General features: G+C 36.7%; 14 protein-coding genes and 1 pseudogene. 13 read left to right on the top strand and 2 right to left on the bottom strand.

Annotated features, from left to right (window positions below; genetic code table 11):
- Positions 1-72 precede the first annotated feature (72 nt).
- The 4 genes from LKE01_RS10450 (at position 73) to LKE01_RS10435 (ending at position 6,110) form a co-directional block, all read left to right on the top strand.
- A complete protein-coding gene (locus tag LKE01_RS10450) occupies positions 73-621 on the top strand; it encodes a helix-turn-helix domain-containing protein (RefSeq protein ID WP_054769804.1) in 549 nt (182 codons plus the stop codon).
- Positions 622-637: 16 nt separating this feature from the next.
- Positions 638-2,494: a hypothetical protein gene (locus tag LKE01_RS10445; RefSeq protein ID WP_056981791.1), complete on the top strand. Its 1,857-nt coding sequence runs from the start codon at positions 638-640 to the stop codon at positions 2,492-2,494.
- A 2-nt stretch (positions 2,495-2,496) separates the two neighbouring features.
- Positions 2,497-3,525 (top strand): RepB family plasmid replication initiator protein, encoded by a 1,029-nt coding sequence (locus LKE01_RS10440; RefSeq protein WP_054769801.1) that lies wholly within the window; start codon positions 2,497-2,499, stop codon positions 3,523-3,525.
- 431 nt (positions 3,526-3,956) lie between these two features.
- A complete protein-coding gene (locus LKE01_RS10435; protein WP_056981789.1) occupies positions 3,957-6,110 on the top strand; it encodes a DnaB-like helicase C-terminal domain-containing protein in 2,154 nt (717 codons plus the stop codon).
- Here the strand turns inward: LKE01_RS10435 and LKE01_RS10430 are convergent.
- Entirely contained in the window at positions 6,096-6,632 is a 537-nt protein-coding gene (locus tag LKE01_RS10430; RefSeq protein WP_056981787.1) for a hypothetical protein, read from the bottom strand. The two genes, LKE01_RS10435 and LKE01_RS10430, sit on opposite strands and share 15 nt — an antisense overlap.
- Before the next feature lie 94 nt (positions 6,633-6,726).
- Here LKE01_RS10430 and LKE01_RS10425 point away from each other — a divergent pair, with 94 nt between their 5' ends.
- From LKE01_RS10425 to LKE01_RS10380, 9 genes and pseudogenes are all read left to right on the top strand, one after another.
- Complete coding sequence (locus LKE01_RS10425) at positions 6,727-7,032, top strand: hypothetical protein (protein ID WP_054769798.1); 306 nt, start codon at positions 6,727-6,729, stop codon at positions 7,030-7,032.
- 159 nt (positions 7,033-7,191) lie between these two features.
- Positions 7,192-8,184 carry a tyrosine-type recombinase/integrase gene (locus LKE01_RS10420; RefSeq protein ID WP_225426951.1) on the top strand — a complete coding sequence of 331 codons (993 nt, stop codon included), beginning with the start codon at positions 7,192-7,194 and terminating at the stop codon, positions 8,182-8,184.
- A 51-nt stretch (positions 8,185-8,235) separates the two neighbouring features.
- On the top strand, positions 8,236-9,024 hold the full coding sequence (locus LKE01_RS10415) for a ParA family protein (RefSeq protein ID WP_056981785.1): 789 nt from the start codon (positions 8,236-8,238) through the stop codon (positions 9,022-9,024).
- On the top strand, positions 9,021-9,347 hold the full coding sequence (locus LKE01_RS10410) for a hypothetical protein (RefSeq protein ID WP_054769796.1): 327 nt from the start codon (positions 9,021-9,023) through the stop codon (positions 9,345-9,347). The genes LKE01_RS10415 and LKE01_RS10410 overlap by 4 nt, the downstream gene beginning before the upstream one ends.
- Entirely contained in the window at positions 9,347-9,589 is a 243-nt protein-coding gene (locus LKE01_RS10405) for a hypothetical protein (RefSeq protein ID WP_056981783.1), read from the top strand. The genes LKE01_RS10410 and LKE01_RS10405 overlap by 1 nt, the downstream gene beginning before the upstream one ends.
- 74 nt (positions 9,590-9,663) lie before the next feature.
- Positions 9,664-9,930 (top strand): annotated as a pseudogene (locus LKE01_RS10400) (transposase); the annotation flags it as partial.
- 88 nt (positions 9,931-10,018) lie between these two features.
- Positions 10,019-10,552 (top strand): replication initiation protein, encoded by a 534-nt coding sequence (locus LKE01_RS10395; RefSeq protein WP_338107414.1) that lies wholly within the window; start codon positions 10,019-10,021, stop codon positions 10,550-10,552.
- Positions 10,553-10,953: 401 nt separating this feature from the next.
- Positions 10,954-11,523 carry a DUF536 domain-containing protein gene (locus LKE01_RS10385; RefSeq protein WP_054769901.1) on the top strand — a complete coding sequence of 190 codons (570 nt, stop codon included), beginning with the start codon at positions 10,954-10,956 and terminating at the stop codon, positions 11,521-11,523.
- 47 nt (positions 11,524-11,570) lie between these two features.
- Positions 11,571-14,147 carry an N-6 DNA methylase gene (locus LKE01_RS10380; protein WP_186806018.1) on the top strand — a complete coding sequence of 859 codons (2,577 nt, stop codon included), beginning with the start codon at positions 11,571-11,573 and terminating at the stop codon, positions 14,145-14,147.
- Positions 14,148-14,320: 173 nt separating this feature from the next.
- Here the strand turns inward: LKE01_RS10380 and LKE01_RS10375 are convergent.
- The coding region (locus LKE01_RS10375) for a type II toxin-antitoxin system PemK/MazF family toxin (protein ID WP_225426950.1) at positions 14,321-14,595 on the bottom strand (275 nt) is incomplete at its 5' end.

Here is a 14,595-nt window from a genome sequence, read left to right as displayed (position 1 = left end):
AACTTCTACAAATATACATTAGCAGAAGTTAAAACATAGTGTTTAATCTCAAAAAGAAAGGAGCATCCTTAATTGAAGCCTGAAGATACTAAACAACAGTTCATCATGCTACGGGCAGAAGGACTAAGCTACGGTAAGATTGCTGAAAAACTTAAAATTAGTAAGGCAACTTGTTCAGCATGGGAAGCAAACTTTACAAACGAAATTGCTAAACGGAAGCAAGACCGCCTTGAAGAATTGTATTCAGCTTATGGGATGCTCAAAGATAAACGCATCTCATCACTAGGACAAACCCTCAATAAAATCAACGATGCGATTGATGATATTGATTTATCAGACGTTGACCCAATCAAACTGTTAGAGTTAAAGCTAAAGTATCAAGAAGCGTTAAACAAGGAGTACGTTGCGCCAAGCACAAAGGAAGACATTGACTTCTCTAACGGTTTCAATTCTAGCGACATTAACCAAGAGTTAGGACGATTGATTGAATTAGCTAAAGCCGGTGAGTTATCAAGCGATCATTTGACACAAGAGTTACGTATCCTAACCGAAACATTAAAAGCTTACAACCAAACCGAATTGGAACAACAACTTAAAGCGTTGGCGGCATCGCTTAGCTAGAAGGGGACTGTTAAACATGGTAAATAAGAACAACGTACAACGATTAATTAAGACTGGTAAATGGACGGGGAAAAGTTTAGGAATTGCAATGATCTTAAACATCGCCGAATTTATGAAGGGCAACCCTGAAATCCTTTCTACTGAACAAGTTAATGAAGCCATGAATAAGTTAGAACGAAAAGACGGACTGGTTTACAACAAATATGTTGATCTATATAACGTTCTAACCGACTTATATAACTTCTGTAACACGACTTCCTTAGACGCCATTAGCAACTACCATATTTTAAGAACCTACATCAGTGGCATCATGCAGGCTGAATTCACTTCACAAGTAATCAAAACCAAACCAGTAGAAATTAGTGAACGTCAATATTCAACTTATAAAACGAAACTAAAAAAGTATATCAAAAATACCACCGCCGACATTGCTAATTTAAAAACTTGCTTAGCAGAAATTGTCTTTCGGGCTTGTATTGATAGCGATGTAGCTAAACCAATTCTCGAAAAATATAAACATGAAACTGTTAGCGATAAATACTTAACAGAACTAAATGACAACATAAAAAGCCAATGGGGAACTGAACCGGAAAATCCTGAACAATACTATGCAATGCCGGAGATATTTACCGGCTATTACGTATTACCGGACGGAACGACCTCAAAAGACACCAATGAAGACGATTTTAAAGCTCACGTTCATACCGAACAATTAAAGTTAGTTGGTAAAAAATTCAGCTATCATTATCACGATAAAAATGGCAAAAGACGCATAGCATCCCCTGAACAAACCTTTAAAGAATGGCAAGAACAAAAAAATGATGCCGGAGTTAAACTTGCTTACGAAAAGGAAATTCCTTTAACCGATGCCTTAAATTTATTGGAAGAGGAAGCCCCCTTATACAAACTTGAAGCCCCTTTTAAATGGGTAGACGAGCCAACTGACCCAATCACTAAAGATACCACTAAGTACGAAGTGCTACATACCTATTTATCCGATCTTAATGGTTTAGAGGACGGCGAAGATAACATTGATGAATATGAAGATATTGCTGATTTTATCAGCGATGAATACAGTGAACTAATTGACGTCGTACTCACTGATCTAAAGAAAAACGATAAAGTAAGAGCATTATTAGACAATGCCCCTGATGATATTTTCGAGTGGTTTAGTTCCAATGGCGCTTTTGCAAAAGCAGGAATGCCATACTACCAAGACATACTTGCGCCAAGCAACAGTTATGACTTAACCGACGTCATGCCGGAATCAATCAGACACACGGCTAAAAACTATGGTTATTTGATTAAACCTAGTAGTAAAAACAGCGACATCACTACTACCTTTCAGCAACATAATATCGGTAAAAATCATCGCCGGCTACTTAACCAGCTCTTAAATTCAACTTCGTTACAGGGGATAGCTAACGATCAACAAATCTTAGACCGCATTAATTCCTCTTATGAATCAGTACAGCAGGGCATTAACTATATGCGCGCCTTTGAAGCCTTTATTGACGGACTGATCGAATATACCAACAAAAAAGAATTAGCTGACCTGAAGAACTTTGCACCATTCCACCGCTTACACGGTGCTATTCAAGATTTTAATAAGTTTGTTTATCTTGAATATCACGAACTTGCCACACCTTCACTGAATTACGATAATCCAATAACGAAGAAACAGAAGGAACAATGTGCTAGGGATGCTAAGACCTTTAAGAAAATTTTTAAACCCGTAGCAATAGATAATTTAGATGTTCCAGAAGAAGCTCAAAAGACTGTTAGAGCGCTAATAGCTAGTTTCTTTGATCTTGGAAACGACACCAAAGTTACCGCAAGCAAAGTTTTACAGGACATCGCAGGGGGGTTGTAATCATGGTTAAACAAATCAAGACCACACCAATTAAGACCCCTAGCTTAGCACCGTCCAAGAAGTTTACTTCCGATAGCTACGATCTGATTACCCAAAATAAACCAATAAATGATATTTCTCGTTTAAATTCCAAACAAGGAACTACCAATTTATTATCAACACAAATTATTAAATCCGGCGATATTACCGCTACAATCAGCGATGCCAAAGAAGGAAACAGTTTTACCCCAACAGAAGCTATTATCTTTGATTACATGCTCGCCCAACATACCAGAAGCAATAACGAGAACAGCCGAACAATATCTTTTTCAGTTACCGAATATATGAATGACCGAAATCTTAAAGATCGCAGAAATGCTAAGCATCAACTGGATAAAGGACTAAAAACATTTCTACGAACAACACTTGCTTATTCCGGAATGAAACGCCCCAACGGGAAGGGAAAACGTCCTAAAGATGTCGATGCTTTTGACGGTATTAACATCTTAACCTCTGCTCATAGGACGCCGGACGGTATCGTTACCGTGTCATTCAGCCCCGAATTCAATGATATTATCACTAAGCGAGGTTTAGTAATGCCATACGCTAAAGCAATCTACCAAATTAACCCGCAAAAGCATCCGCACGCTTACTACATTGTCCATAAAATGCAGGAGCAGAAACGAATTGCATACGGCGAGCCTAATGCTGACCGCCTACGAATCAGTACCCTCTTAAAGGCAATTCCGTCTTTGCCAACCTATGAAGAAGTTAAAAAGACTAATCGTAATTACAGCGGGCGCATAATTGAACCGTTTTTCAGGGATTTAGGGGACACACCACAAGTTCAACAGATATTTAAAGATTATGCGTTCCTTGACCCAGACGGACAACCATTTACAAAAGACACCTATGACAATCTTTCCTACGACCAATTTATTAACAGTATGCTTGTTGTTACTTCTTGGATTGATTACCCCGAAGAATCTGTTAAGCGCTGGAAAGAAAACCAAAAGAAGCACATTGATAATGCTAAAAAATCAAAGAAGTAAGTACCCTTTAAAAATGGATTTGTCCAAAAAGTCGCTTTTTAGGGTGGGGGTATCGCTACGCAACCCCTAATTCCTTGATACAACAGTCGTTTGACACATTCTGTTCCAATCGTTTTTAAATAGTCTAACCCCAAATAAATGAAGCAAATAAGACCCTCATCCCTTGCTATTCCTAACTTTTTCAAGGGGTGGGGGTCGCCGTGTGCAGAGGTGGGGGTCGCCGTGTGCAGAGGTGGGGGTCGCCGTGTGCAGAGGTGGGGGTATCGCTACGCAACCAAATTTATAAAGCCCTGCTATCACTGACTTTTAAAGCGGTCGAAATCTCTTAGGTCTTTAAGGTCTTTAAGATCTTTAATAAGGCAAGGGGCGCACTTTAAAAAAAGCGCCCTTGCTATAATACAAACAAATAAACCAACAAGGAGAATGTCGACATGAATAACAGCAAAATTAAAGACCAAATCAAGCAGCAATTACCAGACTTCTTAAATGGGCAAGGAGTCAGTATTGATAAACCATTTACTTGTTTGAATCCTGATCACGATGATAAAGAACCTTCAATGTCATTTGATAAGAAGGACGGTAAGCATGTTCATTGTTTTGGATGCGGTGCTTATTGGGACATATTTGATCTAATTGCTGTTACTAAGTTACATGCTCAAATTGTTGTCGACAATCAAGGCAAACCAGTCCCAAATTTTAACTTTGCGGATACTTATAATTTAGCCATTAAGATGTATGACATCAATGCCGAACCATTGACGACTTCTAACAAAACCGAACAAAATCAGGTTAAAAATGAACAATCAGGGATGCAGTCTAAAGTAAATGAAATTAATCAGAAGCTAATCGCTACCGCCCAGAGCAACTTGCAGAACACGGACTACTTCAGCAAACGAGGAATCAGTTTAGAAACAGCTAAAGCGTATGGATTAGGTTACAGTAGCGAATGGGTAAGCCCCAAAGCTATCTTAAACGGAGCAACACCGGAAGCGTCCCCCCGCCTTATTATTCCGACTAGCAATACAAGTTATATCGCTAGGGATGTTAGGAATAATCTAACCGAACCTGAACAGAAGTATGCCAAAATGAAAGAAGGACAAGTTCATATCTTTAATGAACAAGCCCTCTCAAAGAATCAGCCAATTTTCATTGTTGAAGGAGAAATTGACGCTCTAAGTATCATTGAAACGGGCGTAGCGCAAGCAGTCGCATTAGGTAGCACAAGTAATGTGAATCTGTTTGCTAAATGCGTTTCTCAACAGCAAAACCAGTTTAAAAACAATGATTATCAGCCAACTTTCCTAATTGCAATGGACAATGACAGCGCCGGACAACTTGCAACTAATCGCTTAACCAATACATTAAATAAATTGCATTTAACGAACTATGATGTTCAAATCGCACGGGGACATAAAGACGCCAACGAAGCACTTGTAGCCAACCGAAAAGAGTTTGAAGATGAACTAGCCCAAACGGTTAAAGACCCTAATAACTATTTACAAGGACTACTGGATTACATTAACAACAGTCAAGATGTACAAGCAATTCCGACCGGTTTTGATAATTTAGACAAAGTATTAGACGGCGGTCTTTATGAAGGTTTGTACGGAATTGGGGCAATTTCATCATTAGGAAAAACGACTTTTGCCTTACAGATTGCTGATTATATTGCAATGAATGGCAGACCGGTCATGTATTTCGCCCTTGAAATGGGACGTTATGAACTAATGACTAAGAGCATCAGCCGGCATACTTTTATGAATGCATCTATCGACCACAAGCCTGAACTAGCCCAAACGACTAGAAGTATTTTAAAGGGCAAGTGGCAGGAACGTTACAGTAAAGCGCAGTTAGCCAATGTTACGAAGTCGATTGAACAGTACGGCGATTATTACAGCAATGTTGTTATTCATGACGGAACTGAAGCTCGCCCCAAAATATCTGATATTCAAAAAGTAGTCGATGATTATGTTTTACGAACCGGCGAACGTCCCGTAGTTATCATTGATTACTTACAGATACTCAAACCTGAAGAACCAAGTGCAACCGATAAGGCAAATGTAACGACTTCCGTTAATGCAATGAAGAAACTTGCTACCAAGCATCACATCCCTGTAATTACGATCAGTAGCTTTAACCGTGATAGCTACAACACCAAAGTAAGCATGAAGTCCTTTAAGGAATCCGGCGACATTGAATATAGTTCTGATGTTTTAATTGGACTTCAGCTTACAGGAACAGGCGAGGAAGGCTTTGATGTCAACCATGCGAAGGCGCAGGAATGTCGTGAAATTCAAGCAGTTATTCTAAAGAACCGTAACGGGCAAACCGGCGATACATTGGACTTTGCGTACTATCCAATGTTCAACTTCTATCTTGACCCTGAAGCATCCCCAAAGGGCAATTCTGAAGAGCCTAAGACGACAATTGATACAGCAACTTTAAAAGTGAATGCAGGCGATATGTTACCAATTATGGACGGTTGGGAAGTTACATCAGCTAAAAACGGCGAGTATTTATACCGGAATACCGAAACCTCTGAAATTATTGATGAAAAGCAGTATAAGACGTTATTCGAAAGATAGATGTCGCCAAACAAAGTTTTTCAATGACGGTAGGACGTGACAACTAATACTAATGATTGCAACTGTTAAGGCAACATAATCAGCAGTGCTAAAGGAAGCAAACAAAGCTGTTAAATGAAAACCGATTAAATTTGATGCTAATAAATAAGCCATGATAGGTAACATAAACAGTCGATTAAGGGCGTAAATTGGTTCAACATAAGCAGAGATTATTTTATCTACGAGAGCTTGTGTATCAATTTCTTCAGACGATGTTTTTATCTTTTGGCAGGCACGCCGGTAAGTAATCGCACAACAGCCGTAGTAAATCAATTCCATTGCAATTAAGAAGCAAACGAACAGCATCACTAAAGTTGTAATTGTTAGTTGATTATGTGCTACATAGGATTGAAACGCTGACTGATACGCTTTAAGTTGCCCTCTGAAAAAGAACGACAGCAGATATAGGACGGTAAGACTAATCACTTGATCGAAACCGGTTAGCTTGTTAAAAAGATTTCGAACTGTACTGAACATTGTCATGTATTGATGCCAACTTTCTATTGATTTTTGGGACAATAATAATATAAACCTTGAACCGGCTTCTACACATTTGCCAAAATACAGGGGGTAGAACATGAAATTAGACTTTGGAAACTTAGTAGACGAAGGCACAACACAAAACAGCCATAAAACGCCGTCTAAGCCATTTAAGGCTACTGCCGGCATAATTTATAAGAACAGCAAAGCAATGGCTGACAGACATTCTGAAGGTCGAAATATGAGTGTTTACCTAAAAAGCAGCGAGTTGGGCTATCAACAACTATCTGAAACTATCCGTTTGATAAAAGCTGGCGGAATGTGTGAAGAATTAATCATCCCTGCCCTGATTGCTTTAAGGGAATTTAGTAACAGTGCTGAACTTAAAAAGATATTGGGATAAAAAGAAAGCTATCTTGTATTCATGTCAGGATAGCTTTTTGTTTGTTATTGTAGATGTACCGATATACTAATGTTGGTTTATTATAATATATGTATATACTAACATTGGTATGTTATAATGTTTGTAAAAGTTAAGCTAGGATAGAAGGGATGTAAGAGTATGGACAAAGGGGAAATTATTGAAGCGGAAGTAATGCCGGTTAATAAGAATGATCGTAATGGTTTAACGACATTCAATCCAACCAATCAACGTGATTATTTTAATATGTTTGTGGCATTCATTGACGCTACCCCAAACACACTACGGACTTACAAGACATCCTTAAAACAGTGGTTCAAGTTTACGCAGGAGCATAACATTCAACAGCCAAAGCCGGAAGATGTGAAGTTATACCGGAAGGAATTACAGGATGCCGGTAAGCGAGCGACAACAGTTCAAAACTACATCATGGCAGTAAAGCAATTCTTTAAATGGACTGAAGAAGCCGGTATCTATCGAGATATTGCGAAACATGTAAAAGGTGTTCGCATTAGTACCGAACATAAGAAGGATTATCTAACCAGTAAGCAGGCTAGAAAAATACTGTTAGCGATCGACCGGACGTCTGTTAAAGGCGAACGTGATTATGCAATGCTGGTTTTAATGCTGACAATGGGACTGCGAACGGTTGAAGTATCTCGTTCAAACATTGAAGATATGCGGGCTAGTGGCGACACAACTGTTCTATATGTACAAGGTAAGGGACACGATGAAAAAGATGCACCGGTAAGAATGCCGGAACATGTTGAAAATGCCATTCGAGAATATTTGAAGGCACGGGGCAACATATCCCCTAAAGAACCGTTGTTTACTTCTACCAGTCATAACAACGCTGGACAACGTTTAACAACCAGAAGTATCAGTGGAACAGTTAAAAGCTGTTTTAAGCAGGCAGGGTTCAATAGTGATCGTTTAACGGCACATAGTACACGACACACGGCTGCGACCCTAAACCTTTTGAATGGTGGCACGCTAGAGGAAACTCAACAGCTATTACGACATGCTAACCTCCAAACAACCGAAATCTATGCGCATCATTTAACCGCAATTAAGAATAAAAGTAGCAATCGTGTTGATAATGCTATTTTTGGTAAGGATATGCAAACATACTAACGTTATAATATTAGCATATACTAATGTTGGTACAGATAAGGGGATGAAGTTTTGACGACAACAATTACAGTTACTAATCAAAAAGGCGGAACAGGTAAGACCTCAACGTCTTTATTCCTAGCCTATGGGTTAGCTGATCGAGGGTACAAGGTTTTGTTGGTTGATTTAGATGCACAGGCAGACGCTAGCTATTCCACCAATTTAAAATATGACCCAAAGGAAACAACATTTGAACTTCTTTTACAGGATATTGATATTAAGGATGCGATTGTTCATGCAGACATGCCGGATGCAAAAGGTTCATTAGACTTAGTTCCTGCAAGCCCGAACCTTGCGACCTTAGATGTTCAGATTGCCCGTAAGCAATTGATCGACACCCAATACAATTTAAATGATGCTTTGAAGGACGTTAAAGAGAATTACGATTTTATCATTTTAGACACACCGCCCGCATTAAGCATCGCTGTACTGAATGCTTTAACCGCTTCGGATTATGTGATAGTTCCGACGCAGGCAGACATTTACAGTTTAAAAGGGTTGGGACAGCTTGCACGGACAATTTCATCAATCAAACGGCGGTCGAATCCTGACTTAAAAGTTGCCGGTATTCTGATTGGACGTTACGATACTCGAACCAAATTTACTAAAGCCATTACGGACATGTTTAATGAAACCAGTCAACGGCTACAAACAAAAGTCTTTAAGAATAAGATCAGGGAAGCAATTGCTATCAAGGAAGCGCAGGGCAAACGTACCAACATCTTTACTTATGCGCCTAAAGCTAAAGTAACAAATGACATCAATGAATTTATCAATGAACTTTTAGGAGGTTTACTATGATGCAAGCAAAGAAAAAAGACTTTACCCAAATGGAAAACCCTGCCGACATTTTACAGGATGAAATTAGTACAGAACCAGACCGACCAGAAGTTATGACCACTGGTAAAAGAAATGTTGTTAGACATAAAGCTCCTGAACAGAAACGAAGCGAACGCATGGGTTTGCTGGTTACGCCGGCAACTGCTAGAGATATTAAGCTGATCGCATCCCTAAAGGAAACCAGTGTTAATGCTATCGCTAACAAACTACTTGAAAATTATATAAAAAGTTATAGTAAGAAGAATCCTGATACTTTGGAATCAGCAAGGAAGTTGTTTAAATAATGAATAACCGAAACGGAGAAAGTCGAAAACGTGCTAGAAAATCAAAAAAGAATACTGCTGACCAATCAACCACAAGTGCAATGAGTTGGGCAACCCTAGCTTTTATGTTTCTCTTATCAATGTTAATTGTAATAAATGCTGCTATAAAAAAAGACAGTGGATATTTTCTTGATACATTTATAAAGAGTATGGGAGCACCAATTCTAACAGGCGGAGCTATTGCCTACTTTTTTAAAAAATAAGTCAACATTATCTTAGAAGCTGTCCAAGATCTATGATTTTTGATATACTTCTATGTAAAAAGCGAGTTTAAGCTATGAAAAATTATCCCAGCAATATTACTCGGCAACAATTTGAATTAATTCGACCAGCTTTAGAAAATTTTCGTAAGCGAACTAAGCCTCGAAAATATGACCTCTACGAGGTCTTCTGTGCGGTCCTATATGTCTTGAAAACCGATTGCCAATGGCGTCAAGTCCTCGGTGATTTCCCAGAATGGCGGTCAGTTTACAACTATTACAAAATTTGGTCAACTAAAGCTGAGCCTACGGCTGATTCTTTATTGGAACAAGTTTTAAAAAAATTGTCATTGCTCGGCGAACTTACCAAGGACGTTCAGCTTTAAGTTTGGTCGAAGAAGTAAGAGTGGCTTAAATCGCGAATTTTTTGTCATGTTTACCGAGTTTGAAATTAAGGGTGAGGCTGAAGAACCTTATGTTGATATCCAAATTTATCCCAAAGCGTTGCACTTGTTAAACGATTTGGAAAGTTGGGTTCGTTATGCCTTAACAGAATTTAGAAATTTAAAAAGCAGTTATGCAAAAACAATGTTTCGTCTAATTAAGCAATTTCGAACTACTGGCTATTCTTATTTCTCTAAAGAAGATTTTTTTGAATTGCTTGATATACCTAAAAGTTATTGGAATAGTCCTTCAAATGTTGATAAAAAAGTTATTAAGCCAATTAGAGAGGAATTAACCCCGCTTTTTAGAGGTCTAACGATTAGAGAAAATATGGTAAAGGCCGGGGGAAACCAGTTATCGGTTATTCTTTTACTTGGAAACCTGAAAGAAAAGACGCAAATGATTTTTCTCAAGGAAAATTCCAAGATGAGCGTCAAAAACTCTTTAACATTCAGCATAATAGTGAATTATCAGATAAAGAAAAGTGGCGTGCAATTGACAAAGTTAAATGCTTACCTTTAGGAACAACTGAAAAAACAAGCATTGGCTGAAAAGCAGATCGAACATGATAAAAAAATAAGAGATCAAGCACGAAAAGAAGCACTTGCTGAACTCCGAAAGGGGTTTGGAAACCATGCCTAAAACTATTAAAGAGCTTGCTGACGAATTTGGTGTATCAAAACAAGCCATTAGGAAAAAACTAGCTGCAAACTTTAGTTGTTGTTAATTTGGGCTATTTGCTGTTAAAGCAACATTCATTGGTGGCAACAACCAGAACCAGATTAATTATAGTTTAGCTTGAATATTGATACCTAGTCTAAAAAACGACAAGAACGACAACAAGTTTAAGATTTACTTGTCGATTGGTGTTCTTGTCGTTTTTAACTTATAATTTAAGGCGGATTAATTAGGTGGTGAAACTATTGGGCAAGACTATTCGACAACTTTCAGAAGAATTAAGATTATCAAAGCAGGCTATCAATCAACGTATTAATAGCATTAATGGCTTTCGAAGTGAACACACTTATAAAGTCAAAAACCATCTAGAAATAGACAATCAAGGCGTTAAACTGCTTGCTAATTTTGACAAGAAAAAACGACAAGAACGACAACAAAATCAGCAAGATAAAAACGACAAGGACAAAAATATTGATAATATCTTACTGAAACAACTTGATGTTAAAGATCAACAAATTTCAAATTTACAACAAGCCTTAGACCAGCAACAGAAATTACAGATAGCAACGGTTGCAGAAAACCATCGATTAAAAGAACACGTTCAGAAATTGAGTGGCTTGCTTGAACCTCCTAGTGCAACTCAACAGCAACAACCAAACGACAAGGACGATACCTTGTCGAATAGTGATAATACCAGCCACAGAAAGGATAAAAACGACAAGCAAAACGGAAACAAAGTTGATGAATATCGGAATAGGAAAAAGAAAGTATCTAAGAGCAAAACCAATAATGGTTGGTGGCATTTCTGGAATTAAGGTATTTAATTACAATAGTTAATTTTATATAAAGGATGACGATTTTAATGATAAAAAGTATAGAACCAAATGTTGAACTTTGGGCAAATTCTCAGCTTGTAAAATTAAATCAAAAATATGCAATTCAACAGGGAGTTATTGATATAAATATTGAAAAAGCATTAAAAAATATGATGACAAAAAGAGGAGGGGATGGGATTGCAAGACCAGATGCACAATTAATATTAAATAACGGTTTATCAAAAATACCTGTATTAATCGAATATAAGGGGACTAAGAATAAATTAGAATATTTATCTAAATATAATAACGTCATTTTAAAAAATGAAGATGGAACATATGATTTTAAAAAGGCTATTCCCAACTATGCTGTAAATGGATCCTGCTATTATGCCAGTGCCGTGATCAAAAAAACTGAATTCAATGAAGCTCTCGCAGTTGGAGTTAATGGGTATATTGATTCTTCAGATAAGCCGAATTACGAAGTTAAAGCTTATATTCTTAATAAAAAAAATCCAGATTTGCCCATTCTTGTAGACCAATATAATGATTTAACTTTTTTAAACAAAGAAGGCCAAAATATATTAATTAAGCATATTCATGATGTTCAATTGGATCCTAAAGAACTCCACGATAAGCTTCTTGAGGATGATGAAAGACTAAATAGAGTATTAAAAAAGCTAAATGATTTTTTAAGGCAAGAGTCAAGAATTAGGACGGGACAAAGAATTTTTGTTGTGGCCGCTTCCATAATGGCTGCTTTAGGAGTTAAAGATAATAATGACAATTATCTAGTTAAGCCATTAAAACCACTTGACTTAACTGGTGATACAGAAGATGGTAATACTGATGGAGATTTAATAATGCGAAAAGTGCAAAATTTTCTCAAGAACACTAACATTCCTAAAGTAAAACAAGAACAACTGCTAAATGCGTTAAGACAACCAATCAAATTTAGCAATTTAGGGGTTAAGGATTCTCAAAAAAATGAATCTCCATTAAAATTAGCCTATACGCAAATATTTAATTATTTAATACCTGCTTATCATATGACAGGGACCATAGATTTTACTGGAAAACTATTTAATATAATGAACGATTGGGTAGATGTTCCTGATGGTGATACTAATGACGTAGTATTAACTCCAAGACAGACTACAGATCTTATGGCCAAGTTGACACGAGTAAACATGAATTCATATGTTTGGGACTGGGCACTTGGTTCCGGTGGATTTTTAATTTCTGCTATGAATTTGATGATTGAGGACGTATATAACAATATACATTCCCCAGTAGAACAAAAAAATAAGATTATTGAAATTAAGCATTATCATTTGCTTGGAATTGAAAAGCTCCCAGACATATATGTTTTAGCAGTTTTAAATATGATTCTTATGGGAGATGGATCATCAAATATTATCAATAAAAACAGTTTGACCCAATTCAATGGTAATTATGCATATGGAAATACTGGTAAATTTCCTGCGGATGTGTTTTTACTTAATCCTCCATATTCTGCGGAGGGAAATGGAATGATTTTTGTTGAAAAAGCTTTAAATAAAATGGTTCATGGTAGAGCAGCTGTTATTGTTCAGGACTCTGCTGGAAATGGTAAAGCTGTAGATATTAATACGCGAATAATGAAAAAATCAAGACTAATAGCATCAATAAAAATGCCTACAGATTTGTTTAAAACAAATGTTCAAACATCTATTTATTTGTTTGAAGTGGGTACACCACAAGCTAATGATGATATCGTAAAATTCATTGACTTTCGTAAAGATGGTTATACTCGTACGAATAGGAAAAAGGCTGCTTCTAATCTTAAAGATGATGGAACAGCCAAAGAACGGTATGATGAATTAATTAAAGTTGTTAAGAATGGAATTTCCAACTCAAAATATTTAAAACAAAATGAAACATATTTTGAAGATACTGTAGATCCGCTTAGCGGAAAAGATTGGAATTTTGACCAACATATAGTTGTTGACCCTAAACTAAAAGAGCGAGACTTTTATTCGAGCATTATACCTTATGAAACTTGGAAAATAACTCATATTTTAAGCAGCTCTGAAAAATTGTACAAAAAATTAATAGAACAAAATATCAGCACAGATGTTGATGAATTTAAGGCAGGAGATTTATTTTCAGTAAGAAAGAATCCCTCTTTGAATAAGGATAGTTTGACATTTTCTAGTAATGGGAAATATCCTTATTTTACAAGAACTGTAGATCAAAATGGAATTGCTGGATACACACATTATTATGATGATGAACATCTTATGCCAGGTAATGTTTTAGCTGTAGGACTGATGGGCATGCGTTTCTTTTATATGGACACTTCATTTTATGCAGGGCAATTTACAAGATCTATTATTCCTAACAAGAAATTATTTACAAAATTTAATGCTAAAATTGCTTTGTATTTTACTACCATCTTTAATAAATATAGTGAGCTTTATAAGGGCGACTTAGTCAGAAATTTTGAAGAATTATTTAATTCTTCAATTCTTGAATTACCAGTAGATAGTGAGGGGGAATTAGATTTAGAATATATTGAAAACTATATTGATAATAAATTATCAATATTAGTTCAAGAGGTAATTAGTGCAATAGATAAGTAATTAATCTATCTTTAGAATATTTATATTAATTATCATTAATATATAAATTTATTAGTCGCTTTCAGGGGCTATAAGTTCCAAATAACCCCTCGAAAACATTGAAAGAATAACCCCCCAAATCTATAATATAGATTTGGGGGTTATTTGTTTTAATATTAAAGAAATGACTTCTTCTATTTGTCATCAATACTAAACAATAATTTGTACAAAGTGATTATTTCTTCTAGTTCTTCACGCGATACATGATCGACAATAGTTTCATCAGTGACATGTCTTGCCCGTAAATCTAAGGCTATGGTTTGATCTAATAATACTTTTCCATATACTGTTTGACTACTAGTTAGTCGATGATACATTGGAAAATTACGCTTGGTACTGCTAATTGGAGCCACAATCGTCATGTTACTTGTCTGACAGACTAGATCATTGCTTAGCGCAATGGCTGGTC

The organism is Lentilactobacillus kefiri (assembly GCF_007989105.1).
Taxonomy (GTDB): domain Bacteria; phylum Bacillota; class Bacilli; order Lactobacillales; family Lactobacillaceae; genus Lentilactobacillus; species Lentilactobacillus kefiri.
The sequence above is the reverse complement of the archived record's forward strand: the minus strand, read 5'-3'. Positions and strand labels throughout refer to the sequence as shown.

What these genes read in the sequence shown, in the direction of transcription:
- LKE01_RS10440 (WP_054769801.1), top strand. Translation starts at nt 2,497, where the DNA reads ATGGTTAAACAAATCAAGACCACACCAATTAAGACCCCTAGCTTAGCA.
- LKE01_RS10435 (WP_056981789.1), top strand. Translation starts at nt 3,957, where the DNA reads ATGAATAACAGCAAAATTAAAGACCAAATCAAGCAGCAATTACCAGAC.
- LKE01_RS10380 (WP_186806018.1), top strand. Translation starts at nt 11,571, where the DNA reads ATGATAAAAAGTATAGAACCAAATGTTGAACTTTGGGCAAATTCTCAG.
- LKE01_RS10445 (WP_056981791.1), top strand. Translation starts at nt 638, where the DNA reads ATGGTAAATAAGAACAACGTACAACGATTAATTAAGACTGGTAAATGG.
- LKE01_RS10420 (WP_225426951.1), top strand. Translation starts at nt 7,192, where the DNA reads ATGGACAAAGGGGAAATTATTGAAGCGGAAGTAATGCCGGTTAATAAG.
- LKE01_RS10410 (WP_054769796.1), top strand. Translation starts at nt 9,021, where the DNA reads ATGATGCAAGCAAAGAAAAAAGACTTTACCCAAATGGAAAACCCTGCC.
- LKE01_RS10430 (WP_056981787.1), bottom strand. Translation starts at nt 6,632, where the DNA reads ATGACAATGTTCAGTACAGTTCGAAATCTTTTTAACAAGCTAACCGGT.
- LKE01_RS10425 (WP_054769798.1), top strand. Translation starts at nt 6,727, where the DNA reads ATGAAATTAGACTTTGGAAACTTAGTAGACGAAGGCACAACACAAAAC.
- LKE01_RS10395 (WP_338107414.1), top strand. Translation starts at nt 10,019, where the DNA reads ATGTTTACCGAGTTTGAAATTAAGGGTGAGGCTGAAGAACCTTATGTT.
- LKE01_RS10405 (WP_056981783.1), top strand. Translation starts at nt 9,347, where the DNA reads ATGAATAACCGAAACGGAGAAAGTCGAAAACGTGCTAGAAAATCAAAA.